Here is a 24,715-nt window from a genome sequence, read left to right as displayed (position 1 = left end):
CATGTCTCCGAGCTGGCGTGTGGTCGGGTGTCGTTCTCGGACAAGATCATCCAACTCGCGGACCATCCAACTCGCAGTGGAAGCGGCCTGGTCGGCATAGAAGTCTTGAGTGTGGGCGAGTCTGCGCGCGGGCAGGGTGACGGGGCGTACAGGGCGGATGGAGAAGGCGAGTGCTGTCGGACGAGGCATGGCGCGAGTTACGGGAACAGGGTGCGTCCCGCACCTTTCGTGAACGCAGTGTGATGCTGAGACAGGGCTCCGCAGGGACACACCTGCTCGCGCTCACCGAGGGTCTCGCCAAGGTCGTGTGCCGGGAGCCGGACGGAATCGTGACCTGGCTGGCCTTCCGGGGGCCGGGTGATCTGCTCGGCGAGGTGTCCGTTTTCAACGGCACCCCGCGCACCGCGGAAGTGGTCGCGCTCACCCCCTGCACGGCTGTCGTACTGGAGGCGGAACGGTTCCGCCGTTTCATCGATCAGCGTGGGCTCGTCATGGACTTGATGCGCCAGGCCCTTTTCCGACTGCGGGAGTCCGACGCACATCGCACCGAACTGCTGACCCTGCCGTTGGTCGTCCGGCTGGCGCGGGCACTTCTGCGACTAGCCGAACTCACCGCGCCCGGGAACGAATCGGAAGTTGTCCGGCTGACCGGCCTGAGCCAGGAGGAAATCGCCCAGGCGACCGGAGTGACCCGCAACGCGGTCATCACCGGTCTGCAACTGCTGCGCGAGTCCGGCACGGTGGAAACGGCCCGCAAGGTGATCGTCATCAAGGACATGAAGGCGCTGCGCGACTGGGCCACGGCCGACCCGAAGACCAAGCCCGCGTAATCCTTCCAGCCACACCCGATTGAAATGCACGCACCCGCATCGGGAGCGAGAAAACGTCGCCTGACCCCGTCCGTGCTGTGACGTGGAACACCTGCGAAGTGCCCTGCGGTGTGCAGTCCGACGGACGGAACCGACGGAACCTCGAAGCAGCCGACCACCGGCTTCGTCACCGTCCCACCGTCCGTCAGGAGATCACGCATGTCCACATCCGTTCCCGCTCCATACGCCGAGAGCCGGCCGCTTCCTCCCTACCGGGCCCTGTTCGCCGTCGACGCAAAGGACTTCACCGGCCTTCCCGCCGTGCAGCACGGTCCGGTGAGCCAGTTGATCCCCGAACTCGTCGACCAGGCGCTGGAGCGAGCCGGGCTCCACGCACTACGCGACTCCAAGCGGTTTCCCGCCAACACCGGGGACGGCGTGGTGTTCGGCTTCGATCCGGCGCTGCTGCCTTTTGTCCTCTGGCCGTTCCTGGGTGTATTGGACGACATCCTCGGCGCGTACAACAGGCAGTGCGTGGGCCCTCGCATCCGGCTTCGGGCCAGCGTCCACGTCGGACCGCTGCCGGACGCGGATAATCCCGGCGACGGTAACGGCACCGCCCGCAACGACACGCATCGGCTGCTGGACTCCCGTCCCGTCAAGGCCATCCTCGCGGCGGCCAGCGAGCAGGTCACCCACCTGGCAGCGGTCATCTCCCAGCGCGTCTACGAGGACGTCGTGCTCGGCGCGTACACCGGACTGCACCCCGACCGCTGTGTGGAGATCCCGGCCACCGTGGAGGGCAAGACCTTCTCGCAGCGGGCTTGGCTGTACGTCCCGTCGCCGTCGGGGAACCTCGTACAGGCCGGTGTGCAACCGCGCGAGGAATCCGCAGCGGAGGCCGGAGCAGCCGCCGAACAGGACCAGGAGCAGGACCAGGACCGGGCCCCGGTGGCGCGTCCCGGCACGCACTACAGCGGCAACACGCAGCATGTGAGCGAGGGGGCCGCCGTGATGGGGAGCGTCGGGCGGGACATCACGTACACCGGGGGTTCCACCACGTACCACGGCACCAATCAGCACTGGGGCGGCGGCGACAACGTGGCGGGCGACAAGCGGGTCGGTGAAGCCGGAGACCACCGGTGAGCGCCGGCACGGACACCGCTCCGAGCGGGCCGGATGACGAGGGCCGACCGGAACCGGGGAACTCTTACCGGGACAACCAGCAGCGGCTGGAACAGGGTTTGGCGTTCATGGGCAGGGTCGGCGGCGATGTCAATGTGATCATCGGTGCCCCGCCCGACGAGGACGTCGCGGAAAGCATCGTCAAACCCCTTCTGCGGGAGGGCCCCTACCCTGCGGACGACGTGCACGCCCGCCTGCGCGCATTCGTCGAACCGCCGGCCTACGCGCAGTGCCGGAAGGTACTGGACAGCCACATCCTGCTGCTGAGTGCCCACACCGGAACCGGCGCGAGCACCGCCGCGTTCGCCTTGCTGGCCGACCGGTACGGAGCCGATGGCATCACCGGGCTGGACTCGCCGGACGACCTCTCGCGCTGGCGCCCCAAGGAGGGGCGCGGCTATCTGCTCCAGGGGCTGTCTCCGCGGGCCGCCGCTTCGCTCAGCGAAGTCGTGCTCACTGCGCTGGCCGCGCTGCTGCGCCGAGCAGGCGCCCATCTGGTCGTTACCGTACGGGCGGACACGGCGCTGCCGGGCGACACGGCGTCTTGGCAGGTCATGCACCGCCCGCCATCGCCGGACGAGGTGGCCACGAAGCATCTGAACGTCATGGCCGCGGCGGGTGAACTCACTCCCGAGCAGGGCGCCGACGCGCTGGGACACCTCGTCTCCGCGGACTTCACCGGCTATCTGCACGAGCGCCCCCTGCCACGGGACGGGGTCGAGGTGGCCAAGGCACTGCGTGATCTCGCCCTGTCGGGGACACCCGCCGCGTCCGTACTCGTCGAGTTGAAAGCCGGCGGTCTCTCGGAGGCCCGCAGAGCACTGGCGGACTCGAGCCACCGAGCCGACCGCCTGTCCCTGATGGCTGCGATCTCGTTGCTGCCCGGACAGGACCGAACGGTGATCGAGGAATTCAGCGCGATGCTCCGCCCCCGCATCGACGAACGCGGCGACCCGGCAGGGGGCATGGCCAGGCAGCCGGAGCACATCGGTACGCCCGGGCCCCTCCCTGAGGGGTCGCACACACGGCGCGACGTTCTCGGGCCGGCCTTTGAGGACCGGCTGACGGCCGTCGGCGCCCACTCGCTGCCGCTCCGCTTCGGAACAGCCCAGCGCTACCCGGTCCAGCCGGTCGCCTTCTCCGGCCGGCACCGGTCGGAGGCCCTGCTGCGGTGCCTGTGGCTGGACTACGAAGGCATGGCGGGTCTGCTGTGGAAGACCTTGGACGAGGTTCCCCACCACTCCGGCGTCGAACTGGCGGCAGGCCAGGCGATCGGGAAGGTCCTGGCCCACGCGACCGGACCGGGCACACTGCGTCAACTGCACTTCTTCGCCGCGTCGGACAAGCGCTGGCGCCGTCGCCTGGTGGCCTACGCGCTCGGGGAGATGGTTCAGCACCCCGCTCTCACCGGCGCGGTACGAGACCAGTTACGGCAATGGAGCCGGGCCGCTCCCGTCCCCCTGCGCTGCACCGTGGCCGAAACCTGCGCGGGCAGTTACGGTCTGGCCCGGCCCGCCCGCGCCCTGAAGCTCCTGGACACCGTACTCGACAAGCCGGACCCGCCGCTGGAGCCCAACTTGCGTAGCGCGGTGTCCTTCGCGCTCAGCACTCTTCTCTCCGAGGACGCCAACCACGCCCTCGTCTTCGACCGGCTGCGGGAGTGGCAGGGGGCCGATCCAGGCACACCGCGTCATGCCCTCGCGGTTCATGTCCTCGCCTCGATGAGCTCTGCGGCCTTCCCCCTGCCCGGCGCACCGGGCGTACGACGTGTACGGCTCGCCGACCTGCTCGCGGACCACCCCGCGCGGGCCTTCGACCTCGTGGTAGCGGCGCTGGACGACCCTGCCACCCACGAAGCGACGGCGACAGGCCTGTCGTTGATCGAGAGTGACCCGGACCTGAGGCACCGGACCGACTTCCCGCGCTTCCTCGCGGCGCTCTCAGGCGCCGCCCGGAGCCATCGCGGCGTCCTGCGATTCGTCCTGCGTCGCCATCGTGTCCATACGGCTTCCGCAGCAGAAGGGTTCGCCTCATGACCGATCCACTCATCGCGCCTCTTGACTCCTCGCCGACCTGGCAGTTGTTCCGTCTCCGCTTCGACGCCCCGGAGGGCCGGGCCCTGGTGTTTCTCGCGGACGACGGGGCCGACGGAATGGTGCCGCCCCGCAGCGGCGACTACTGGGGCTATCCGCGTCCGACGGCGCGCGCGGTGCGTGAGGGTGACTTCTTCGACATCGTGTGGGTCTCGCTCGCGGAACGTCGGATGCCGGTCGACATCCCGCGCCGGCCACCAAAGTCCCCCGCCCGTTACGAGGTCGCCTGGAAGATCACCAATCCGGTCGTCGCAGCGAGGAACCGGATCACCGAGGAGCGGGCCCGGCACCTGGTCGTCAGCCACATCAGCGAGAACGCCACCTTGCCTGGCACCGCCGACCCGCTGCGGAAACCCCCACCCCACGTCGGTACGGCCGAAGTCGAACCGCCCGGCCGGCTACGGGTGATCGACGGGGCCGGCCTCACATACTGGTTCCTGGACCCCCCGGCCGCACTCCTGCCCACTCCCGGCTCCAGCACGGCCCCGAACCTTCCGCCGGGCTTCGGCGAAGCCCACCGTGAGGCATACCGCTTCTACCGGGAGGTCGTCGCGGGCGGTCCCGTTGGCCTGGCCGCTCTCTGGCTGCTGCATCAGCCGGAACAGGCGAGGGAGGTGCTCGACTGGACGGTGACCCACAGCGGTCTCCTTTCCGACCGTGACGGCTGGGAGCGCACGCTCGCAGCGACGCTTCAGTCACTGACACCGGAGGACCGTGGCTTCGTCGGCGTCAATCTGGCACGCGTTCTCAGCGACGTGGGGGTGCCGCAGGGCGATGAGGTCCTGCGCCGTATCGGCCGCACCGATGCCGACGCGGCGGGTGACGCGAACGGCCCTTATGGGGATACCCCGTGATCCCCCGTCTGCCCTTCACCCGCCGCCCGCCGCAGGGGGCCGAGCCAGAGAACGTGGTGGCACTGTCGCGCGAGCTGATCGCCCAGAACCAGATCGAGATCGGCCGGGCGGACGGCAAGGCCGCCGTCCTTCTCGCCGCCGGGGGATCGCTCCTCGGACTCCTCCTGATGCGCCGTCCGCCCGGCTCCTTCTGGCCCCACCCTCTGTGGTGGACGGCGGTGATCACCACGACCGCGGCGCTGCTGCTCCTGCTGGCAGCGCTGGTCCCCCGCCGCGGACCGAGACTCAGGGAGAGCTCCCGCATCCTCGCCTATTACGAGGACGTGGTCAGGGCGGAGAAGCGTGCGGAATTATCGTCCGGACTATTCCTGAGCAGCTCCGATCCGCACCCCCGCCTGTTCCGCGCCCTGACCGTGACCAGTCGCATCGCCCGCACCAAGAACAGATATGTGCACGGCGCCGTTCTCATGCTGCTGCCGGCGGTCACGGCCGTGAGCGCGGCACTGCTCTCCGGGGCGTGAGGTACTACGGAGCGATCGGCCGGCAGCGGCGTCCCGCTACCGAAAAGACGACCGCAATGCGGTGACGTACCTGCCGTCCGAGCGTGCCCGCACGTTCCGCTTCTGCGTAGACGGCCCCCTCGCCTCACCGGACGCGGCCCTGGCCAACAAGTCGTACCTCAAGCGGCATGCGCGAGCCCCTGCGCAAGAACAGCTGCCCGACGGCGATTTCGTCCCGGCGGATCATCGGAGCCACTGGCTGCGCCGAAGGGAGCGTCGAGACGTCGCCCGCACCATCCACACCGCACACCAGCGCACATGAGAAAGACCCAGCTCAGGAGCCCTTGGCCGCCCGCTCCAGAACACGACACACTCCACATGATGCGGCATAGGGAGCCGTGTCGGACGGCCCGGCATCGGGAGAAACAGCAGTTCAGGAGGGGTGTCATGGTGTGACCCCAGAGGAGCCGAGCATTTTCGTCGTCACCGATTCGATGAACGCGGCAGCCTCGATCTCTGTGATCTTGACATGGTCGACTTCGTTGTGACCGAGGTCGTACAGCCTGAGGTACTCGGTCGGCTCCCAGCGGAGATGCCGGGTGAAGGCTTCGTCATACGTCTGGCCTTCGTCTATTCGACGCCGGACGATTCCGCGCGGACTGTGCCGGGGGGGGGAGCCCTCGTCGACCTTCGCGTAGTAGGTGATCTGGCCTTCGGCATCAAGTGCGTCGAGCGTAGTTGAAGCGAGCGTGAGGAAGGGCGTGGCAGAAGCGTTGCTCTCCACGCTGCCGAGCCGGATCATCACGCCGTTGAGATCGAGGTACTCCTCCAGGAAGTACCCCCCCACCCCGTTCGTACATGAGGAGGAGCGGTTCATAGGGGTCCGGCAGATCGACAGGCAGGTCGTCACGGACATCACGGAGCGCCGCCCACCGGATAGCTGCTCGGCAGGTCCGCTTCAGCGAAGTGGGGGCGAGCCCGGTCAGGACTCCTTCCACTTCGGCGGCGACGTCAGGGGGTGTCTGGAGCTCCGCATCGACGTGCTCCGCGATGTCGAAGAACGGCCAGGACTGCTCCGCCCCGTAAGCACCCGCCCAAAGAGCCGCTCGTCGCAGGTATTCGCGCATGAGCAGAGCACGCGAATTGGCGTGATCGGCCGCCGCGCAATCGTCGGCCCATTCATTGACACGCAGCCGCTCCAACACCCTGCGTGAAGAATCCTCGGTCACTCTGACTCCCCCTGGCGAAGCACTACGCGCACTCGCGTCTCGCACCAGCAGTATGGCAACCGCGCCTCTCTAAAATTCGTGGGGCAAGCGATGACGCGTGGCAATCACATACCACGCCCATCCCTGCCAACTGTCCGCCACCTCGTGCGGGGCGACTTGACGGAGCAACTCCGAGGATAACCTTCCCGTCGAGCCGCTCCACAGCTCTCGGCGGGGGCATGGCATGACGTGCCGGCTCACCATCACGCAGGCGACTTTTTCCCGTTCAGCTGTCGTCGAGGCGCCACGAGGTCAACGCGGCCGCTGCCCTTGCAACATGCGGTGAGTTTGCACAGGAGGGAACTCGCCTGCTCCCCGCACTCTGACGGGCAGGAGCAGCTCAGTCGAAAAACTGCTCCTCAAATCCCTCCTCCGCACGGACCAGTTCCTCGTCGGACAGAGTGGCCGGGGTGAAGTTATGCCTCCGCGCATGTTCGATAAATGCATCGGGGGGCTTCACTCCGTACTTCTGAACAAAGTATCCCCAGTAGGCAGGCCATACCCATTCACCATCGGTGAGATATCCGAAGGGGACAACTGCCCCCTTTTCTGCACTCATCGGATCCTGGACATTTCCTGCCACAAGGAGAGAGCATGAGCCAGACAAGTACATTGCCAACGGCTCGCGCAGGGAAGGGGGAAGGCGTCCTGCCAGTTGACTGAAAGAGGCATGCTGGAACAAGCCTTGATTCTGTGCTTGGACTTCCTCAAAAATCGGAAGCATCTTCATGGGGTCTTGACCTTCACTGATCGGCATCCCACTCGGACGCTCCAGGAGCTCGACGGGCAGGTACTTCGACTCCTCCTCAATGAGGAAGTCTGCATCGTAGGCGAAGCAGACCATGGCGAGCGGGCCGAGAGAAACAACGCCGTAGCCCTGCGCGGCGTCTCATCGCCTTCCCGGAGTGCGCCCAGAAGTGGCACCCCCGCCTGATGCGCCTTCGCGAAGTGCAGCAACCACGGGACGCCCTCCTCGAAGGCCGCCTCGCCTACCGCCGCCCGCGGCTCGTAGCCCGCCGCGTCCTCGTCCGTGGCGACCCAGAGGTAGCCCACCACCCGGTCTCGACTCAGTACCTTCGCGTACCGGACGGGGCCATCCGTCCAGCTCTCGTAGCTCTGCTCCGGATATCCGTCCGGCAACAACTTCATCAGCTTCTGCCATCGCGCCGGGGCTTCGAACGTCCCCCACGAGTCGTCGTAGCCGGCACCCTCTTCGGACAGGTCTTCAAAACCCGTGGCCGTGGGGTGGGCATGCCGGGTGGGATCACCGGGATCGATCGTGCTTCCGAGAACCTCGGGCATCCCCCGTAGGACCGCTGCAAGGCGTGGCGCGTTCTCCGCGTGCACTGCGGCCTGTGCGCGATCGCGTAGTCGAGTGCCAGCCATGCATCCGAATACGTCGAGAGGGTGACGAGTCCACCGCCCTCGCCCCACAAGTCCAAGCTCAACGAGAAGAGCTTCTCGACCCGGTGGCCGGTGCCGGACTCGAACCAGACTCCGGGGGTCTCCCTCCTGATCCCACCGAAACGACATCGGGAAATGGGACACTGGGACCATGCGTGCTGCACCCCCTTCCAGCCCTGATGTCTCGGCCCGGATGAGCAAGCAGACCAACCGGGACACCGGTGCCGAATGGGCAGTACGGCAGCTCCTGCATGCCTCCGGATACCGCTACCGGACCCACTATCCGGTGCCCGGCATGCGCAGGCGCAAGATCGACATCGCGTTCACGCGCACCAGACTGGCCGTCCTCATCGACGGCTGCTTCTGGCACGGCTGCCCGGAGCACGCCACCAGTCCCAAGGCGAACGCGGAATGGTGGCGACAGAAGCTCGATCGCAACATCGAGCGGGACCAGGAGACGACCGCACAGCTGCTGTCCGAGGGCTGGACGGTCATGCGCTTCTGGGAACACGAGCCACCGGAGGTCGTCATGCGTCAGGTGGCCGCGGCTGTCGATCGGGAGAAGGCAAGCAGACGGAAACGACCCACGAGGGGCGGGGGCCGATGAGCGGACTACGATTCGTCGACGTGTGTGCGGGGGCGGGTGGATTGGCCTTGGGGCTGGAGCACGCCGGCTTCGAGCCCGCACTGCTCCTGGACAAGAATCCTGTGGCCTGCGACACACTGCGCAGGAACCGTCCGGCGTGGGAGGTTCTGGAAACGGACCTGCTGGACTTCGCCCCCTCCCGGCACCAGGAGATCTACGACATCGATCTGATGTCGGCCGGACTGCCCCGCGTGAAGTCCAGCGCGACGGTCGCGAGGGCCGAGACCGAGGCCGAGCTGCGGCTGCTGGAGGCGACCGTCTATCTGGCGCACGCCGTCCAGCCCCGAGCTCTGGTCATCGAGAACGTACCGGGGCTGGTGGGCGCGCCTGCCTTCGTGCCGATACGCGACTTCATCCGCGCGGAGCTGAATCATCTCGGCTACCGGTTCCGGTGGTTCGTCCTGAACGCAGCCGACTTCGGGGTGCCGCAGGACCGGAGGCAAGGGTTGCTCGTCGCGCTCAAGAAGCAGCATTTTGACGCGTTCCGTCCACCGGAACCGACGGTTCGCGAGCATCTGTGCGTGGGGCGAGCCCTGCACCGTTCGATGGCCATGGGCGGTTGGCGGGACGCCGACCGATGGGCGGCACAGGCGGTCAGCGTGGCACCGACCTTGGTGGGCGGGTCGGACAGGCGAGGAGGCGCGGACCTCGGACCGACAGGGACGAAGAAGGCCTGGAGCCGGATGGGGGTCGATGGAGGCACGGTGGCCGACCACGCTCCCGGGCCGGACTTCGCCTGGGCACCGGAGACGGGGCGGCACGGGATGGTCAGGATCACGACGGACCAGGCCGCGCTCCTACAGGGCTTCCCGTCCGATTGGGGATTCGCCGGGAAGAAGACGGCCCGCTACCGCCAGATCGGGCACGCCTCCCCACCACCGGTGGCCAAGGCGCTCGGGCTGGCCATCCGATCCGCACTGGCGGCGCCCGCAACCCCTGTCGCCGGCTACACTTCACCCCTATGAACAGCCCGGGAACACAGGTTCATCATCGCGACGAAATCCGGATCCTGGACCTCTTCGCAGGTCCTGGTGGACTCGACGTGGCCGCGCATTTCCTGGGCTTCAAGAGCATCGGGATCGAGTGGGACCGGAACGCGTGCGAGACGCGCTACGCGGCGGGCCTGCCGACGATCCACGCCGACGTGAGCGTGATGCGCGAGACCCGCTTCGACGAGATCCCCACATCGGTCGACATACTCGCCGGCGGGCCACCCTGCCAGTCCTTCTCCGTCGCGGGAAGCGGCGCGGGACGGGCAGCGCTGAACACGGTGAAAGAATTCATTCACCGCCTCGTGGAGGGGGAGGACGAAGCCGGGATCGACAAGGATCTGCACGCCCTCGGCGAAGACCCACGCACCGCCTTGGTCCTGGAACCCCTCCGCTGGCTCCTCAAGGCGATCGAGACAGAGGGCCGCGACCCGTACAAGGTGATCGTTCTCGAACAGGTGCCTGCGGTGCTGCCCCTCTGGGAGGTCTACGCGAAGCTTCTGCGCGGTGGCGAAGGACGCCTCAAGGGCGTCAAGTACGAAGCGGAATGCTGGGAGTTGAAGACCGAGCAGTTCGGGGTCCCGCAGACGCGCACACGCGCCGTACTCATCGCCCGGCTGCCGGGACATGGGGCCATCGAACCGCTCGAAGCGACCCACCTGCCCTTCGACCTGCATCGGGGCAAACGCAATGCCGCTCAGGCGGATATGTTCCCGACCGATTCCGCGCTTCCCGGGACCAAACAGCGCTGGCTCTCCATGGCGGAGGCCCTCGATGCGGCGAGCAAGCTGAAGGCCTCCCCCGTGGACGTGTCCCGGCTCCGGACGGGAGGCAAAATGAACTTCTTCGTCGTCTCGAACTACGGCTCCGGGGGCGATCCGAAGAACCGAGGTCGGCGTCTGTCCTCCGAGCCGGCCTTCACGGTCACCGGAAAGATTTCTCGGAACAAGGTGTACAAGAGCATTGCGGAGTACGAGGCGGAGAAGTCCGACCGCTTCACCATCCCCGAGTCCGGAGTCCTACAGACCTTCCCGCACAACTTCCCCTGGTCGGGAAACGACCAGGCGCAGCAGGTGGGCAATGCGGTACCACCCCGGCTCGGCATGCACGTACTCAGCAGGGCACTTCGCGGGAACACCCCCTCTCAGGACGAGTTGACCGCCTCGACCACTTGGCCGACCGTGCCCCGGACCACCACGGACGAGCTGCGAGTCATCGGGTGCGGCGATCAGAGCCGGTGCCCTCCGGACTCGCACAAAGTCCCTCGAGCCCGTCGGACGTCCGCCCCCTGACCGGCACATCCACGAACAGCTCCTCGAAGTGGGCGACCAGTCTCCGAACCGCCTCCTTCGGGGCACGCTCCTCCTCCGGGCCTTCAGGAAGGTAGCCCCGGGGGGACGGGACGGCTGATGCGGCACCCGCGATCCACTCACGCAGAGGCTCTCCGTCACTCGCCACATCCGGGGCGATGACGTCGTACATCAGCGTCGCCGCAGCCGCGTTGACCGCGGGTGTCAGTGCGTTGACCTCGCGACCGGTGCGTACGGTCCCCCTCTCCAAGAGTCCGACGAGAGCCAGAGCGGTCGGGCGATGATCGATGATGTCCAGCCGGAGAGCGGAGTTGAGCATGTCCTGGTTGCCGCATGCCACGACGACAGGTTGATAGTCCGAGCCGTCGCGGAAGAGCTCGGCCGCCCACCAGAGTCGGGCGAACGCCTGCCTGTAGTGCGCGCCGACGAACTTGTCCCGGGCCACACGTCCGCGCGAACCGTCGGCCTTCGGCTCGGACAGGTGCCGCCAGACGACGTAGTCCGGTGCCACCCCGAGAGCCATATACGTCCAGAGCCGCTTCTCGGCCGCCTCCCTGCGCGTCAGCCGAAGGGTCTCGTGCAGTCGCGGCGCCAGCCACGCGTCCGCTGCCGTGGGGCGCTCGTCCCGGAATATGTTCAGGGCGTCGTCGACCAGATCCCGTACTCGGTGCAACCGCAATCGCGCGTCGTCGGCTGCCAGCGGCTCGGCAACCTTGTTCAGCGCGATGGAAGGGACGTCCTCGCGCCCCTCGAGCAGTCCTGTGGAGATGTACTCGGCGGCCTGCGCATCGGAGATCAGAGCAAGCCGTTCCGGCAGGTGCTCGGGGCGGGAAGTCACGCGTGGGTCTCCTGGTCGAGTCGTTCGATGTCGCGGACAGTGGCGGCCAACGCTTTGGGGATCTCGGCACGACGTGCGGCTGCGTACTGGATGCGCGGTTGAAGATCCGTCCAACCCCCCTCGCCGGTGCGCCGGGTGTGTACCTCTCGCAGCGCGTCCTCCACGGACCGCCCGGGAACGACGTCCGGGAGCATCTCCCGGAGCACCGCACCTCGCCAGTCGGGCGGGAACAGCGGAGTCCCGTCGTCCTCGATCTCCAGGTCGCCGATGGCGGTGTGGAAGACAGCGGTCCACACGTCGGCGCACATCTGGGCAAGCAGCATCTCGCTCACCACGCTCTCGGCCTTCGAGCCCTGGCCTTCCACGAGCGCTACGAGACCCTCGAAATCCGAGTTCAAGCGCACTGTGGGCATCCGCCCCGAGGTGTCCACGATCCAGGGTGCGTCCCGGAATCTCCTCAGCCACTCGGCGCCACGGGCGAAACTCACTGTGCTGACGTCGAGTTGGCGCTCCCTGAGCGGGGCTCGGGACGTCACATCGATCACCCACTCCCGGTCGGTGGACGCGATGATCCGACCCGCCATCCCCTCGACTGTGGCCACCACGTGCACAGCGAGGGACGCGCGGTCCAGGTGACTGTCCCGGTCGAGTTCGATCTCACCGGTCCAATCCCTGCCGTCCTCCGCACCGGGTTCCAATCGGGCGACGGTGCGTGCGTTGGTGGCCCCCTCCGTGAGGACGGCGACAACCGCGATGTCGGACCAGTGGCCCTTCGTCTCGATCTCCCGTACGGGTACGGTCGCCGTCAGGGCGATCCGCGCCGTCTGCCAGTCGTCGCGCTCGGCCACACCGAGTGCCACGACCTCCTCGACAACCGAGTATCCCCTGGTGTCCAACTGCTCACGGGCGTCGCCGGGGCCGCGCAGCCGCACGGCAGTGACGCGCGCCGTCACCGCGCCGGTCGGACGGGGGTACGGGTAGGCCCTCATGCGACGCTCCCCTTGCTCTCCTGGAGTTCGACGACGAGGCCGGCCAGCGCGGCCCGCACCGGGTGTGTGGACACATCGGTGACGCCTCGGAACACGGCTCGATGTGAGCCGGGCGTGAAATGGAGTACGCCACCGATCAGTTCACAGTTGCTGACAGCGACGAGTTCCGCCCACTCGACCACCGGACGGGGACCGGAGCGAACCTCCAGCTTGGCAACGGGACTCATACGCCAGGGCGCTCCCCCGGGCGACACCTTGACCTCGGCGGTGATCTGCCAGGCGCCGGAGGAGTCGATCAGGGCCTCCAGATCGTCCAGTTTCGGAGGCACCGCCGTCCCCCTCGCCCTGACGGTGGGCTTGCCGGAGATCTTGAGCCGTTTGCTCACCTTGCTCGTGCCGCCGGGCTTCTTCTCCTTGGGGATTGCCACGAGTTGGTGCACGGCCCTGTTGGTCTCCGACGTCAACGCCGCGATCCGCCGATGGGCCGAGGGCGAGTAGCGCATCCTCAACTCCTCGGTCTGGCGCCATTTGTTGTGTTCCGGCGGCTCGGAGGACCGCAGGAACTCCTCGGCCTCGGCCGCGAACGGCGCGTCGTCCCCTGCCGCCCGACCCGCGAGCAGAACGGCCTGGAACGGGTTCGTCCCCACCGGGAGGCCCGGTACCCAGCTGGTCTTGACCGTCATGCGATTGCCGCGCATCGCGGTCACCTGATTGATCCTGCCGTCGGCGTCCGTGGCCTCGGTGACGAGGAGTACCGCCCGGTGCTCACCGGCCGTGCCGGAAAGACCGTCCCGCTCGGGAACCTTCAACGGCACCGTGGTGAGCGCCACTTGTCCGGCCTCGGTGAGCCGGTCCACGGTGGTGCCGCTCAGGAAGGCCTGAAGGGCGCGCGAACGCGCGGGTTGATGCACCTGTGGCTCGACCCGCTCCTCCTCGAGGTGTTCCACGCCGTTGCGCAGCGTCCGCACTGATGCCTCCAGCAATGGCCGGCAGTCGCCTCCCGCCGTCATCGCGGCCCAGAAATTACGACCGAGGGCTCGAACCAACCTCTGGTGCATGCGCTCCAGGCTGTCCTCGTCGTCGCCCACATCGCCTTCATGGTCCGACCCGGCATCGGCGAGGCTGGCCACATCATGTGCTCCGACGATCAGGAAGGACGTGCCGGGATCATCGCCCTCGCGGGTGAGATGCAGGTTCTCGACCGACTCTTCATCGGCCCACCAGGAGCGGGCGACCTCTGCGTTGTCCGCCTGCGTATCCGGCCGCCCCAGCCAGGCGGGACCGGCGAATCTCCTGCCGTCCACCTCCCGCCAGGGCAGATCGAGTCGTCCGATCAGCCGCCGCCGGGTGCGCCCCTCGTACGGTTCGGAGAGCGTGGAGTTCATGAGGACGAGTCCCAGACGACTGGTCGCCCAGAGCGTGGCCTTTCCGAGACCGTACGAACCGCCCGCCGTCGCATCGGACTTGCGGCTTTCGAGTTGGCGTCGGACCACGGCGGCGAATCGGCCGTCCTCGTAGTCGTCACCGGTCAGCCCGTTGGCGTTGTAGTCGTCGACGCGAAGAAGGACCAGCCGATCCCGCTCGAACATCTCCCGCAACCCGGCACTGATGACGCGTCCGACCTTCTGGTCCTGCGCGGCCGCCGCTTCGTAGTGCGGGTGGAGATCGTGCCAGCGGATCGCCCTGCGGAACCGGGCCAGAGTGTCACCGGTCAGTTCGTGCAGTGTGTAACGGACCCTGACCGGACGGTCGTTCCTCCTGTCACGCTCGTCCAGGCTGTTCTGGGTGGCCTCACGGGCCAGGACCTCGAGATCGGCCTCGAAGGCGAAGGCCGCCGCGTTGCCGAACTCCCGCCCGCCGTCGTCGTGCCCGGGACGGTGGTACCACACGAGCGATGTCTCCGCGGATTCGTCCTGTGGTTCCGGATCGGCCGGAGAACCCTGAGCGGATTCCTCCGGGAGTCCAAGGACCTCCTGCACCCTGGCCAAGAGATCCGGGCGAGGCACGGAACGGTCGTCGAGCCAGGCTTCGACCAGCGCGCGCGTCACACCCAGCCGGTGCGCCAGTTCGCTCTCGTCCGTCCCGCTTCCCAGCATGCGCTCGGCCAACCATCGACCGAACTCGGTCTCCTTCAAGGCCACCGTTCCCTCTCTCCCGTCGGAACTGCTCTCTGACTCCGGCGTACCTGCCTTGTCGAGCGACAGCGGTTCGCCGGCACCCGCTTCCTCCTGCTCCTCCGCGCCTCCGGGAAGTCCGGCCCCTCCGTCAGCCTTCTGAGCAATATTTCGTGCGGCCTTTCGGCGACGACGTTCCGCATCGGCATCCTCGGGCTCCAAGCCCAGTTGAATGCGCAGGTCCTTCAGGGCTCGCTTCTCGATCTGCCGAATGCGTTCCCGCGAGACCCCGAACTGCCTACCGATCTCGTCCAACGTCCAGGGCGCGCCATCGACGAATCCATATCGCAGCAGGAGCACCTTCCGAGTTCTCTCCGTGAACATGCACTCATCGAAGTGCTGGAAGAGTTCTTGACGTTCGAATTCGGACCGGAGTACCTGCTCCGGCCCTGGCACCGGCCGAAACCCATCGACGACCAAGTCTCCCAGAGTCGCGCCCTCGCCGATGGGCTGCTCGAGCGAGAGAACTGCCCGATGCCCCAACCGCAGGCACTCCGCCACCTTCGCCGGACTGAGCTCACATGCCAGAGCGAGATCATCCAAAGTGGGCTTCCTGCCCTGGTCGAGGAACAGTCGCTCCCTCTTCCGCACCTTCTCCACATCGGTCCACATGTGGACCGGGAGTCGGATGGCTGCTCCTTCGTCGGCCACCGCTCGGGTGATGCGTTGTCGAACCCACCAAGTGGAATAGGTGGAGAACTTGCACCCCATGGAGACGTTGAATTTCTCCACGGCGCGGATCAGCCCGATCATGCCGTGCTGGACCAGATCCTCGTACATGGGATTTCCCGGCCGGTGCCCCAGGCCATGCAGGATCTTGTGAACGAGTCGCTGGTTGTGGGTGATCATTGCGGATAAGGCCCTGTGCGCCTCACCGTCCCGCGAAAGAGTCGCCGCGTAGCCGTCGGGCAACAATTCCGATGACGTTCTGTCCCCTCGGAACAGGAGACAGAGCCCCACCTCCTCCTCGGCGCTCAGCAGACGCCACTTCGGGTCGACTCGCCTCCGATCTGCTTCGATCAGGCGCCGAGCGATACGACGAGCGGCTTCCATGTCGGCGACGCGCACCGTCCCTCGGAGGGACTCGAGGTCCGGGCCCTCCTCTTCCTCATCGGGGGGATCGAAGTCGTCGAGAGGCTCGTCGAGGGCGGCACCCTCGTCGACCGCGTCACTTTGTGGGAGGGCCCGCTCTTCTCCTGCGTGTTCGTCTTCCGCCTCCGCCGTCGTCACGGCTGCATGCAGGGCCTGGGTCTCCTGTACGTCGAGGCGGGCAGCCCTCATCACTTGCCGCAGAGCCGTGCGGAGGTCGACTTCCTCGGCGGTGAACCGACGTATGAGGCCGACGAGCATCTCCCGACCAGCTTCATCCAACCGTCCGCTGGATGCACCGTCCCGCTCTGTGGCCATCACGCCCCGCGCCCTCACTTCGCCTCTGTTCCCTCGTAGTCCATCACTCATCGGGCTGCCGCTGCAGCACTTCTCACCAGTAACCGCATCCTGAGGATGCAACACTCTGTATTTTGAAGTCGTGTCGGCGTGACCAGGGGAGAGTTGATGCGGATCATCCCGAGCGAGCTTTCGGACAGCACCGAGAGCAGGGCCGAGCGGGACGTGTTCAGGGCGCTGAAGGCGATTCCGGACGGACAGAGTGTCGCGCTGCACACGGTTCACCTCCCCCGCCACGGCAAGAAGCGCGTCGGCGAGATCGACTTCGTCGTCCTCACTCCCGAGATGCTGCTCTTCATCGAGGTGAAGGGCGGTCGTGTCCACCACCGCGACGGGAAGTGGTACTACGGACCTCCCGGTCGCGAGGACGGTCCCAAGGAGAGCCCTTGGGAGCAGGCCAATGGGGGCATGCACGAGTTCGAGCGGGAGATCGGTGCGCTGGTCGGCGATTTGCGAACCCATGGTGTCGCCGGCGGGTACCTCGTGGTCACCCCGGACGTCGACATCCCACGCCTGACCCAGTTCGAGCCCCAGCAGTACCTCGGTGCCACTGCGTACGACGGTGGACGCGGTCTGGCCCAGGGCATCGAACGGGCCACCCGCTTCTGGCTGGCGCGGAACAAGTGGGCCCGCACCCCGGTCTCCGCTGCGCTGCGCAAAAAGATGCTCGAAGCCATCCGCCCGGATTTCGACCTGGTACCGAATCTTCAGTCCCGATTGACACATCTCGACGTCGCCTTCGAACGCCTCACCCACGAACAGCTCGACCGGCTCGACGAGTTGGAGTCCAACGAGCGACTCATCTGGACCGGCGGCGCAGGTACCGGCAAGACGTTCCTCGCCGCCGAGGCGGCCCGCCGCAAGTCCGCCCACGGCAGTGTCCTGTTCACCTGCGCGAGCACCACACTGGCGGCTCATGTGGGCCGCATCCTCACCGCCGACGCGATCACTGTTCTGCCGTTCGACCGGCTCGACGAGGTCCGGGGGCGCTCCTTCGATCATCTGATCGTGGACGAGGCTCAGGACCTGATGACCTTTGATGATCTCGACGCCCTGGACGCGCTGGTCGCGGGCGGCCTCGCCGAGGGCCGATGGATCTTCATGCTGGACCAGAACAATCAGGTACTGACTCCGGACACCTACGATTCCGAGGCCTGGGAGTATCTGCGCGCCATGGGCTCGGTATACGGACCCATGAAGCGCAACTGCCGGAACACTGTGCAGATCGTCAAGCAGGTCCACTCGTACACCGGAGCTGATCTGGGCGTCGCCTCCGCCGGTGAGGGCGAACCGGTTCGCTTCGCCGACGCGCAGGATGCCCAGGACGAGGCCACCGCTCTCGACGCCTACGTGAACGAACTCGTGGGGGAAGGGGTCTCCCCCAGGGACATCACCCTGTTGTCCGCTTCCGGGGAGTGGGCGACCAGCTCGGCCCGCCTGTCACAGCGCTCCTCCAAGATCGAGCGGTTCGCCGACGTGGTCGGGTCCGACCGTACGAAGCACCGCCTCACCTGGTCCTCCGTCGCCGACTTCAAGGGCCACGAGAATCACGTGGTCTGTCTGATCGACCTCGAGCCCTCCCATCTCGAAGGGCGACTCGACGCGATCTATGTGGCCTGGACCAGGGCCCGCGCACAGCTCTGGGTCGCATGCCGCCCCGGCGCCCGCGAGATATTGAAGGACCTGGGTGTTTCCGTGCTGAAGCGGCAGGGGCTTCTCGGATGACCTACGCCGAATCGCGGGTTTCCCAGCACCGTACCGACTTTGTGGCCTATCTCCGCAAGCAACTGGTCGGCCCGGCCGTGGCCGAGGACGAGACCCTTGTCGACCCACCCGACCGGCGCTACCTGATGGGCACGTTGTATCCGCGTGGGGCCTCCCTGCTGGAGCACTCGCAGGACCAGGGCGAGCAGGACTTCAACGAGACGGCAGCCGGCAACGGTGAAGAGGACAGCTTCGCCGACGACCCGGTGGCCGAGGCGAACGCATGGCTGCCGTCGTCCCTCGGCTTCTCCTTCTTCACCAATGCCCGGCGCATCGAGGTGACGTGTGAAGCGTCCCGCTACGTGACGTCGCGCGAAGGCGGGCGTCGCAGCTGGCATCGGCAACCGCGGCTCTCCACAACGGAAACCGTCACCATGGAACAGACGACCCCGATCCGCGTCCTGGACGGGCACGGTCGTCTGCACGTCCGTTGGCGGCCTTTCGGGGCCGGGCATCTCATCACATGCGTACTGGCGAACGCCCATTCCGAGGAGGAGAGCACCCACAAGGACCGGGACCTGATGCTCTTCCAAGCGCATCTCCAGGCGACGACGCTCGAGGAGACGATCCTCGAGTATCCCAGCACCCGCCTCAACAGCCGGGACGAGGAGGAGCAGGAACTCCGCGTCCAGTATCGGCACATCGTGACGAGAGCCGTGGGCCACGGATGTGCCGTCGAGTGGGAAGACGAATCCGACCGGGTCACCACCGTGCGAGCGCAGGTCATGCCTCAGCAGGTGGTCGAGCACATCAAGCCCGACGGACCCAAGCATCTCCCGGTGCTCAACCTCGCGCACCTGTCGCGTCCCGACCTCTCCGTGGACGACCTCCGGAGCGAACTTCACTCCTTCGTCCTCGGCTATCGCAAGTGGTTCGTCACCCAGCTCTCGGAGGCGGAGTCCCTGCGGGAATGGGCCGCCGAACCAGCCGGACGCATCCTCGACCGCATCAGAACCGCGGTCGACCGCATGGCATCAGGGGTGGAGGCCCTCACCGCATCGACTCCGGCGGGAGCCAGGGCACGCGAGGCCTTCCGCCTGGCCAATCGGGCCATGGCGCTCCAAATGCTGCACAGTCTCCCGGAATTGGCGGGCAGGCGTCGGCGCAGAAACAGCGACGTGGTCGAGCTGACCGAGCCCGATGACAGCTATGCGTGGCACCCCTTCCAGCTCGCCTACTTCCTGCTCGTGGTCGAGGGACTCATGAACCCGGACCACGAGGACCGCAGGACCGTCGACCTCATCTGGTTCCCCACGGGTGGCGGCAAGACGGAGGCGTATCTTCTCACTGCCTGCTTCGAGATCCTCTGGCGCCGGCTACGGTTCGGCGCAGCAGGCGGCGGCACGGCCGTTCTGAGTCGATACACGTTGAGCCTGCTCACCACACAGCAATTCCAGCGCACGGCGACAGCTGTCTGCGCCCTCGAATACATCAGGCAGGGACGGGACGGGCCGCTGTCCCACGAACTGGGTGAGGAGCCCATCACCATTGGACTCTGGGTGGGCAAGGACACGACCCCGAACAAGATCGCCCACGCGCAGGACGAACTCGATGTCCTGAAGCAGATGAACGAGCCCGATGATCGATTCCTTCTGGAACGCTGCCCCTGGTGCGGCACCGAGATCGTCCCGGAACGCCAGGGGCAGGAGCGGGACTTCGGCATCAGCGCGGACGGAGTCACCACCTCGTTCTTCTGTCCGCGCAAGGCCTGCGACTTCCACAAGTGGCTCCCCGTCTCCGTGGTGGACGAACAGATCTACAAGACCCCTCCGACCTTCGTGCTCGGCACCGTGGACAAGTTCGCGCGCCTGGCGTGGGAAACAGAGGCAGGCAATCTCTTCGGGCACGACGGCAAGCGCCCGCCCTCGCTGGTGATCCAGGACGAACTTCACCTGCTGGCCGGTCCGTTGGGGACCACGGTCGGTCTCTACGAGTCGGCCATCCTCGAACTCTGCGCCTGGGGTGGCTCCGTGCCGAAGGTTGTCGCGTCGACAGCGACCATCCGACGCTCACAGGACCAGATTCGGAGCCTCTACGGCCGTCCGGCGCAACTCTTCCCCCCGCCGGGGATCACGGCAGGTCACTCCTATTTCGCCGCACCGGACAATGACAGGCCCGGGCGCCTCTACGTGGGCGTCATGGCTCAAGGGCACACCGCCTCGACCTCGACGGTCCACGTGGGTGCCGCCGCGTTGCAGGCCCCGAAGGAGATCAGCGACGACGACAGCCTGCGCGACGCGTACTGGACCGCAGTCGCCTACCACAACAGCCTGCGCGAACTCGGCCGAACCGTCACGATCGCGCGGGACGACATCCCCGCGCGTCTCGCGCACCTGACGAAGGACGACACTCGGCGCCGCACGCTGAGCGACGACTCGGTGGTCGAGCTCACCAGCAATATCCCACGGGCGGCCCAACCACGTCTCCTGGAGCGGCTGGGCAAAGGCTTCAAGGATCCGGGCAGCATCTCCTTCCTCGCCACGACCAACATGCTCTCCGTCGGCGTCGACGTACCTCGACTCGGACTCATGATCATGAACGGGCAGCCCAAGACCACATCCGAGTACATCCAGGCCACCAGCCGTGTCGGCCGGCGCCATGTGCCCGGGCTGATCGTCACGCTCTTCCGCTCGACCAAGCCCCGCGACCGGTCCCACTACGAGTCGTTCGGCGCCTACCACCGCTCGCTCTACCGGCACGTCGAGCCCACCAGCGTCACACCATGGTCCATGCCCTCCCGCAACCGTGCCCTGCACGCGGTGCTCACCATTCTCGTCCGACACGGAATCGGCCTGAACGCGGAGAACAAGGCGGGAGACATCCTCGATCATGCGGATGGAGTCGCACGGATCCGAAGCCTCGTCGTGGATCACGTGCGACGAGCCGATCCGGAGGAGGCCCGTGCCGCGACCGAACAGCTCGACGCGCTGATCGTGGAATGGCAGCAGGAGGCCGCGATCGCGCGCGGCGAGGGCAGCCGTCTCTACTACCAACCGCAGGGGCGCTCGCACTCATCGCTCCTCACCGACTTCGGCAAGAAGGGTGGCATGTGGGAGACGGCGCAGTCGATGCGCAATGTCGACCGCGAGTGCCTCGTCCACGTGAGGGGAACGTGACATCAGTGAGGGACATTCGCCGCAAGGTCCGCAGGTCACAGACCATTGTTCCGTTCGGCGTCGGTGGCATCATCGATCTTCGAGGTGAGTCGTTCGTAGCAGCCGATATTCGCAGTTGGGCCGCGAATGCCGAGCAGGTGGATGCACCGCGGCTCGCAGCGAAACTGCGGGTTCAGGGCCTCCGCTCGGCCCCTGTCATCCCTTCGGGCAAGGCTGCCTTCGCGACCCGTATCGGACCCGTATACGTACGGTTCCCCAAGTGGCTGTTCTGCCCTCAGTGCAGGGACATGCACCTGTGGAGCCCCGATCGCGAGGTACGGGACAAGCAACCGAACTGCGGGCGTTGCCCCGGTAAGTCACAGCTGGCCCCGATGCGTTTCATCCAAGTTTGCCGGGCAGGCCATATGGCCGACATCAACTGGCGACGATGGGCTCACTCCAAGGGCGAAGGGCATACCCAACGTAATTGCCAGGTTCGCCGGCTCCGGTTCATCGCCACTCCCGAATCCTCGGGACTGGAAGCCCTGCGCGTGGTCTGTACCGTTTGTCGAGCCGGACGCAGCCTGGCGGGAGTCAGCCAGAAGAACATCCTCAAGCAGATTGGACTGGAGTGTCCGGGGACCCATCCCTGGCAACCCGAGAACGACGAGGCGGACCCTTGTCAGGAGACACCACAAGCGGTGCAGCGTGGCGCCTCCAATGTGTATTTTCCGATCACACACTCGGCAATCGACATCCCCGCGCCCGCAGGTGCGCCCGAGGACGATGAATTGACTCAGAAAGTCGTCAATCACCCCCTGTGGCCGCAATTCAAGGATGCGGAGGGGAGTCCGATGTTCGACACCCTCAAAAATGCCCTCGCGAATCTCTGTGAGGTGTCGGAAGAATTCGTCGATGCTCTGCGCCGTCGTTATGTGGACGATGCGGCCGCGATCCCTCCGACGGTCGAAGCGGACGATGATCTGAGCATCGATGAATGGGCGGCCTTCTCTGCGCCGGAATCAGTCGCCGGATCGAAGACGTTCTCCGTGCGCCGCACGCACCTCGGAGTTCGGCCCGACGATCCCGACTCCATGCAGGAACTGGCCGCAGGAATCTCAGCCGTTGTCGTCGCGGACCGAGTACGCGAGGTCCGTGCCCTCGAAGGGTTCTCGCGGTATGAGCCCAGCTCCGGTGACGGCGAAGAGGGCGAGGGCGGGCGCGTCGTCTCGGTCAACACCAAGGCACGGGCCGAGTGGCTGCCGGCCATGGAAACCTACGGGGAAGGAATCTTCGTCGCCGTCGACGAAGCGCGCCTGAGTGCCTGGGAGAGGCTCATGCCGGTGCGTGACTGGACGCGACGCATCGAGCGCAACCTGGACGCCTCCTTCAAGGCCGACCGCCTGAGAGGCAAGTCGGGCCCGGAGCTTCTCCCGCGATTCGTGATGCTGCATACCCTGGCCCATCACTTCATCCGTCAACTCTCCTATGACAGCGGGTACAACGCGGCCTCGCTACGGGAACGCGTATACGCCCGAAGTCACGCCCCCGGGAGCCAGCTTCCACCACAGGCAGGCGTGTTCATCTACACCGCCGCCGGGGACGCAGAAGGGACACTCGGCGGACTCGTGCGTCAAGGGCAATCACCGCATCTCGCGGAGACTCTGATCCGCCTGCTCGAATCGGCGCAATGGTGCTCACAGGACCCGCTGTGTGCCGACTCGACGGGCAGGTCTCTGGCCAATCTCAACCGGGCTGCCTGCCATGCGTGCACGCTGCTTCCCGAGACCTGCTGTGAGATCGAGAATTCGCTCCTGGACAGGACGTTGTTGATCGGAGACGGTGAGGTGCCGGGGTTCTTCCGAGGAGTTCTCCAGGCCGCAATCGATGAATCGGCCGGAGCCGTCGATCCGGCATGAGAATCCCCTCTCTCCTCGATCTCGAGACCGAGCAACAAGCGCTCATCGACCTCCCGTTCCACGGGCGTCACGTCATCACCGGAGGGCCGGGGGCCGGCAAGACCGTAATGGCGGTCTACCGGGCTTGGGCGCTGGCAACCGCCGGGCGTGACGTCGTTCTGCTCACGCGCTCCAATCTGCTGCATCAATACATTGCGCAAATGGCCCCGGACCTCACGAAGGCTCTCAGCGTCACCACCTACCATCGGTGGCTCAGAGAATTCTGGCGTGTCCGCTTTCAGACCCGCCCCCCGCACCTCGACGAGGACGGCTGGATCTACCACTGGATCGAGATGCAGCGGGTCTGCGTTCTGAAGCAGGTCACCTCCAAGACTCATCTGGTGATCGACGAGGGGCAGAACCTGCCCGTCGCCTTCTACCAGTTGTGCCGCATCCTGGGTGTCGGCGTCACTGTGTTCGCAGATGAGGAGCAGCGGATCGGTGACGAGCAGAGCACCGTTTCCGAGATATGTCGGGCGCTCACCATGCAAGCGGATCCACTCGTGCTGCGCGAAAACCACCGGAACAGTCGAGAGATTGCCATGTTGGCCTCTGAGTTCCGCAAGGGGCTCGGGGACGACATTCTGCTGCCGGCGCGCGGCGGTCGGCCCCCCAGCGTCCTCCGGGTGCCCTCTCTGGGGAATCTGCTCACTGGAATCTCGCACTACTTCAGTGCGCATCCGGAGCGAAGCATCGGGATCATCTGCCGGTCGACCCGTTTACTGCGGGAGATCCAGAGCGGGCTCACCCAACTCGGGCTCGCGAAACACACGCAGGCCTACGTCCATGACGATCCATACCGGAACACCATCGATTTTTCGACGCGCCCCATCCGGATCGTGAGCGCGGCCAGCATGAAGGGCTTGGAGTTCGACAGCGTTTTCGTGCCGGACCTGGACGCCTACACAGAGGATCCGACCGGCGTCGAGGCGCGCCTCCAATTCTTTGTGCTATGCACTCGGGCCCGCGAGGATCTCCACTTCGCCCACCGTGGCTCCCAAGAGCCGGCCATCCTGTCGAGGATCCCAGATTCCTTGTTGGTCCGACACACTGGTTGATCTTGCGACATAGCATTCCATCCCGAAGTAGAAGCGGCTTGCGTTTGCTCCCCATCACCCACCAAATCCTGCGATCACCCGCTCCTGCGAGCACCACCACTCAGGCTCTTGAGACGTTATTGCAGCCCGCCGGCCCGTCGCCGCAGACCGCCCGTTTCAACTGTCTTCCAGAGGCGGATTGGCCTTTGGATTGAAGAGAAGGTGCGCGGCAACAGGACAGTTCACTTGCGGCGCCTGTACGTAAGTACTCGCAGCAATGGGCGGAAGGCGACGGAAAGACTGGTGACCGGCCACCATGAGCCCGCCGCGTGCATCGTCCTTCAGAGAGCAACGGA

The 24,715-nt window shown here is 66.4% G+C and carries 19 protein-coding genes and 1 pseudogene; 13 read left to right on the top strand and 7 right to left on the bottom strand.

Annotated elements, in window-relative coordinates; all coding sequences use genetic code 11:
• The first annotated feature begins 170 nt into the window (after positions 1–170).
• From M8I34_RS33790 to M8I34_RS33765, 6 genes are all read left to right on the top strand, one after another.
• Positions 171–830, top strand: a complete 660-nt coding sequence (locus M8I34_RS33790; protein ID WP_308372736.1) for a Crp/Fnr family transcriptional regulator — start codon at positions 171–173, stop codon at positions 828–830.
• A 198-nt stretch (positions 831–1,028) separates the two neighbouring features.
• On the top strand, positions 1,029–1,955 hold the full coding sequence (locus tag M8I34_RS33785) for a hypothetical protein (RefSeq protein WP_250056193.1): 927 nt from the start codon (positions 1,029–1,031) through the stop codon (positions 1,953–1,955).
• Positions 1,952–4,030, top strand: a complete 2,079-nt coding sequence (locus M8I34_RS33780) for a hypothetical protein (RefSeq protein ID WP_250056191.1) — start codon at positions 1,952–1,954, stop codon at positions 4,028–4,030. The genes M8I34_RS33785 and M8I34_RS33780 overlap by 4 nt, the downstream gene beginning before the upstream one ends.
• Positions 4,027–4,941: a hypothetical protein gene (locus M8I34_RS33775; protein WP_250056189.1), complete on the top strand. Its 915-nt coding sequence runs from the start codon at positions 4,027–4,029 to the stop codon at positions 4,939–4,941. The genes M8I34_RS33780 and M8I34_RS33775 overlap by 4 nt, the downstream gene beginning before the upstream one ends.
• Positions 4,938–5,462: a Pycsar system effector family protein gene (locus tag M8I34_RS33770; RefSeq protein WP_250056187.1), complete on the top strand. Its 525-nt coding sequence runs from the start codon at positions 4,938–4,940 to the stop codon at positions 5,460–5,462. The genes M8I34_RS33775 and M8I34_RS33770 overlap by 4 nt, the downstream gene beginning before the upstream one ends.
• Before the next feature lie 61 nt (positions 5,463–5,523).
• Entirely contained in the window at positions 5,524–5,763 is a 240-nt protein-coding gene (locus tag M8I34_RS33765; protein WP_250056178.1) for a hypothetical protein, read from the top strand.
• 123 nt (positions 5,764–5,886) lie between these two features.
• Here the strand turns inward: M8I34_RS33765 and M8I34_RS33760 are convergent, their stop codons facing one another.
• The 3 genes from M8I34_RS33760 to M8I34_RS33750 form a co-directional block, all read right to left on the bottom strand.
• Positions 5,887–6,351 carry a hypothetical protein gene (locus tag M8I34_RS33760; RefSeq protein WP_250056177.1) on the bottom strand — a complete coding sequence of 155 codons (465 nt, stop codon included), beginning with the start codon at positions 6,349–6,351 and terminating at the stop codon, positions 5,887–5,889.
• A 698-nt stretch (positions 6,352–7,049) separates the two neighbouring features.
• Complete coding sequence (locus M8I34_RS33755; RefSeq protein WP_250056174.1) at positions 7,050–7,439, bottom strand: hypothetical protein; 390 nt, start codon at positions 7,437–7,439, stop codon at positions 7,050–7,052.
• Complete coding sequence (locus tag M8I34_RS33750) at positions 7,436–8,011, bottom strand: hypothetical protein (protein ID WP_250056172.1); 576 nt, start codon at positions 8,009–8,011, stop codon at positions 7,436–7,438. The genes M8I34_RS33755 and M8I34_RS33750 overlap by 4 nt, the downstream gene beginning before the upstream one ends.
• 253 nt (positions 8,012–8,264) lie before the next feature.
• Here M8I34_RS33750 and M8I34_RS33745 point away from each other — a divergent pair, with 253 nt between their 5' ends.
• The 3 genes from M8I34_RS33745 to M8I34_RS33735 are packed head-to-tail and all read left to right on the top strand — an operon-like array spanning position 8,265 to position 11,040.
• A complete protein-coding gene (locus tag M8I34_RS33745; protein ID WP_250056171.1) occupies positions 8,265–8,720 on the top strand; it encodes a very short patch repair endonuclease in 456 nt (151 codons plus the stop codon).
• Positions 8,717–9,724 carry a DNA cytosine methyltransferase gene (locus M8I34_RS33740; protein ID WP_250056169.1) on the top strand — a complete coding sequence of 336 codons (1,008 nt, stop codon included), beginning with the start codon at positions 8,717–8,719 and terminating at the stop codon, positions 9,722–9,724. The genes M8I34_RS33745 and M8I34_RS33740 overlap by 4 nt, the downstream gene beginning before the upstream one ends.
• Positions 9,721–11,040 carry a DNA cytosine methyltransferase gene (locus tag M8I34_RS33735; RefSeq protein ID WP_250056167.1) on the top strand — a complete coding sequence of 440 codons (1,320 nt, stop codon included), beginning with the start codon at positions 9,721–9,723 and terminating at the stop codon, positions 11,038–11,040. The genes M8I34_RS33740 and M8I34_RS33735 overlap by 4 nt, the downstream gene beginning before the upstream one ends.
• Here M8I34_RS33735 and M8I34_RS33730 read toward each other — a convergent pair.
• The 4 genes and pseudogenes from M8I34_RS33730 to M8I34_RS42050 all read right to left on the bottom strand — a co-directional run.
• Positions 10,961–11,896, bottom strand: coding sequence for a DUF6339 family protein (locus tag M8I34_RS33730; RefSeq protein ID WP_250056165.1), 936 nt, complete (start codon positions 11,894–11,896; stop codon positions 10,961–10,963). The genes M8I34_RS33735 and M8I34_RS33730 overlap by 80 nt on opposite strands.
• Positions 11,893–12,885, bottom strand: a complete 993-nt coding sequence (locus M8I34_RS33725) for a hypothetical protein (RefSeq protein WP_250056163.1) — start codon at positions 12,883–12,885, stop codon at positions 11,893–11,895. Before M8I34_RS33725 ends, M8I34_RS33730 begins: the two co-directional genes overlap by 4 nt.
• A complete protein-coding gene (locus M8I34_RS42055) occupies positions 12,882–14,981 on the bottom strand; it encodes a helix-turn-helix transcriptional regulator (protein ID WP_250056247.1) in 2,100 nt (699 codons plus the stop codon). Before M8I34_RS42055 ends, M8I34_RS33725 begins: the two co-directional genes overlap by 4 nt.
• Positions 14,982–15,236: 255 nt before the next feature.
• Positions 15,237–15,908 (bottom strand): annotated as a pseudogene (locus tag M8I34_RS42050) (RNA polymerase sigma factor RpoD/SigA); the annotation flags it as partial.
• Positions 15,909–16,613: 705 nt separating this feature from the next.
• Between M8I34_RS42050 and M8I34_RS33710 the strand changes: the two are divergent.
• Genes M8I34_RS33710 through M8I34_RS33695 form a run of 4 tightly spaced genes read left to right on the top strand, consistent with a single transcriptional unit; the run spans position 16,614 to position 24,380 of the window.
• A complete protein-coding gene (locus M8I34_RS33710; protein ID WP_250056161.1) occupies positions 16,614–18,230 on the top strand; it encodes a nuclease-related domain-containing DEAD/DEAH box helicase in 1,617 nt (538 codons plus the stop codon).
• Entirely contained in the window at positions 18,227–21,385 is a 3,159-nt protein-coding gene (locus M8I34_RS33705; RefSeq protein WP_250056159.1) for a helicase-related protein, read from the top strand. The genes M8I34_RS33710 and M8I34_RS33705 overlap by 4 nt, the downstream gene beginning before the upstream one ends.
• A gap of 5 nt (positions 21,386–21,390) precedes the next feature.
• A complete protein-coding gene (gene drmB, locus M8I34_RS33700; RefSeq protein ID WP_250056157.1) occupies positions 21,391–23,283 on the top strand; it encodes a DUF1998 domain-containing protein in 1,893 nt (630 codons plus the stop codon).
• The gene (locus tag M8I34_RS33695) at positions 23,280–24,380 is read left to right on the top strand and encodes an AAA family ATPase (protein WP_250056155.1); all 1,101 of its coding nucleotides are present in this window, start codon (positions 23,280–23,282) and stop codon (positions 24,378–24,380) included. The genes drmB and M8I34_RS33695 overlap by 4 nt, the downstream gene beginning before the upstream one ends.
• Positions 24,381–24,715: the final 335 nt, after the last annotated feature.

The organism is Streptomyces sp. MCA2 (genome assembly GCF_023544705.1).
In the GTDB taxonomy this organism is placed as follows: Bacteria; Actinomycetota; Actinomycetes; order Streptomycetales; family Streptomycetaceae; genus Streptomyces; species Streptomyces decoyicus.
Note: the sequence above shows the minus strand (reverse complement) of the source record. Positions and strands in the feature narration are given on the sequence as shown.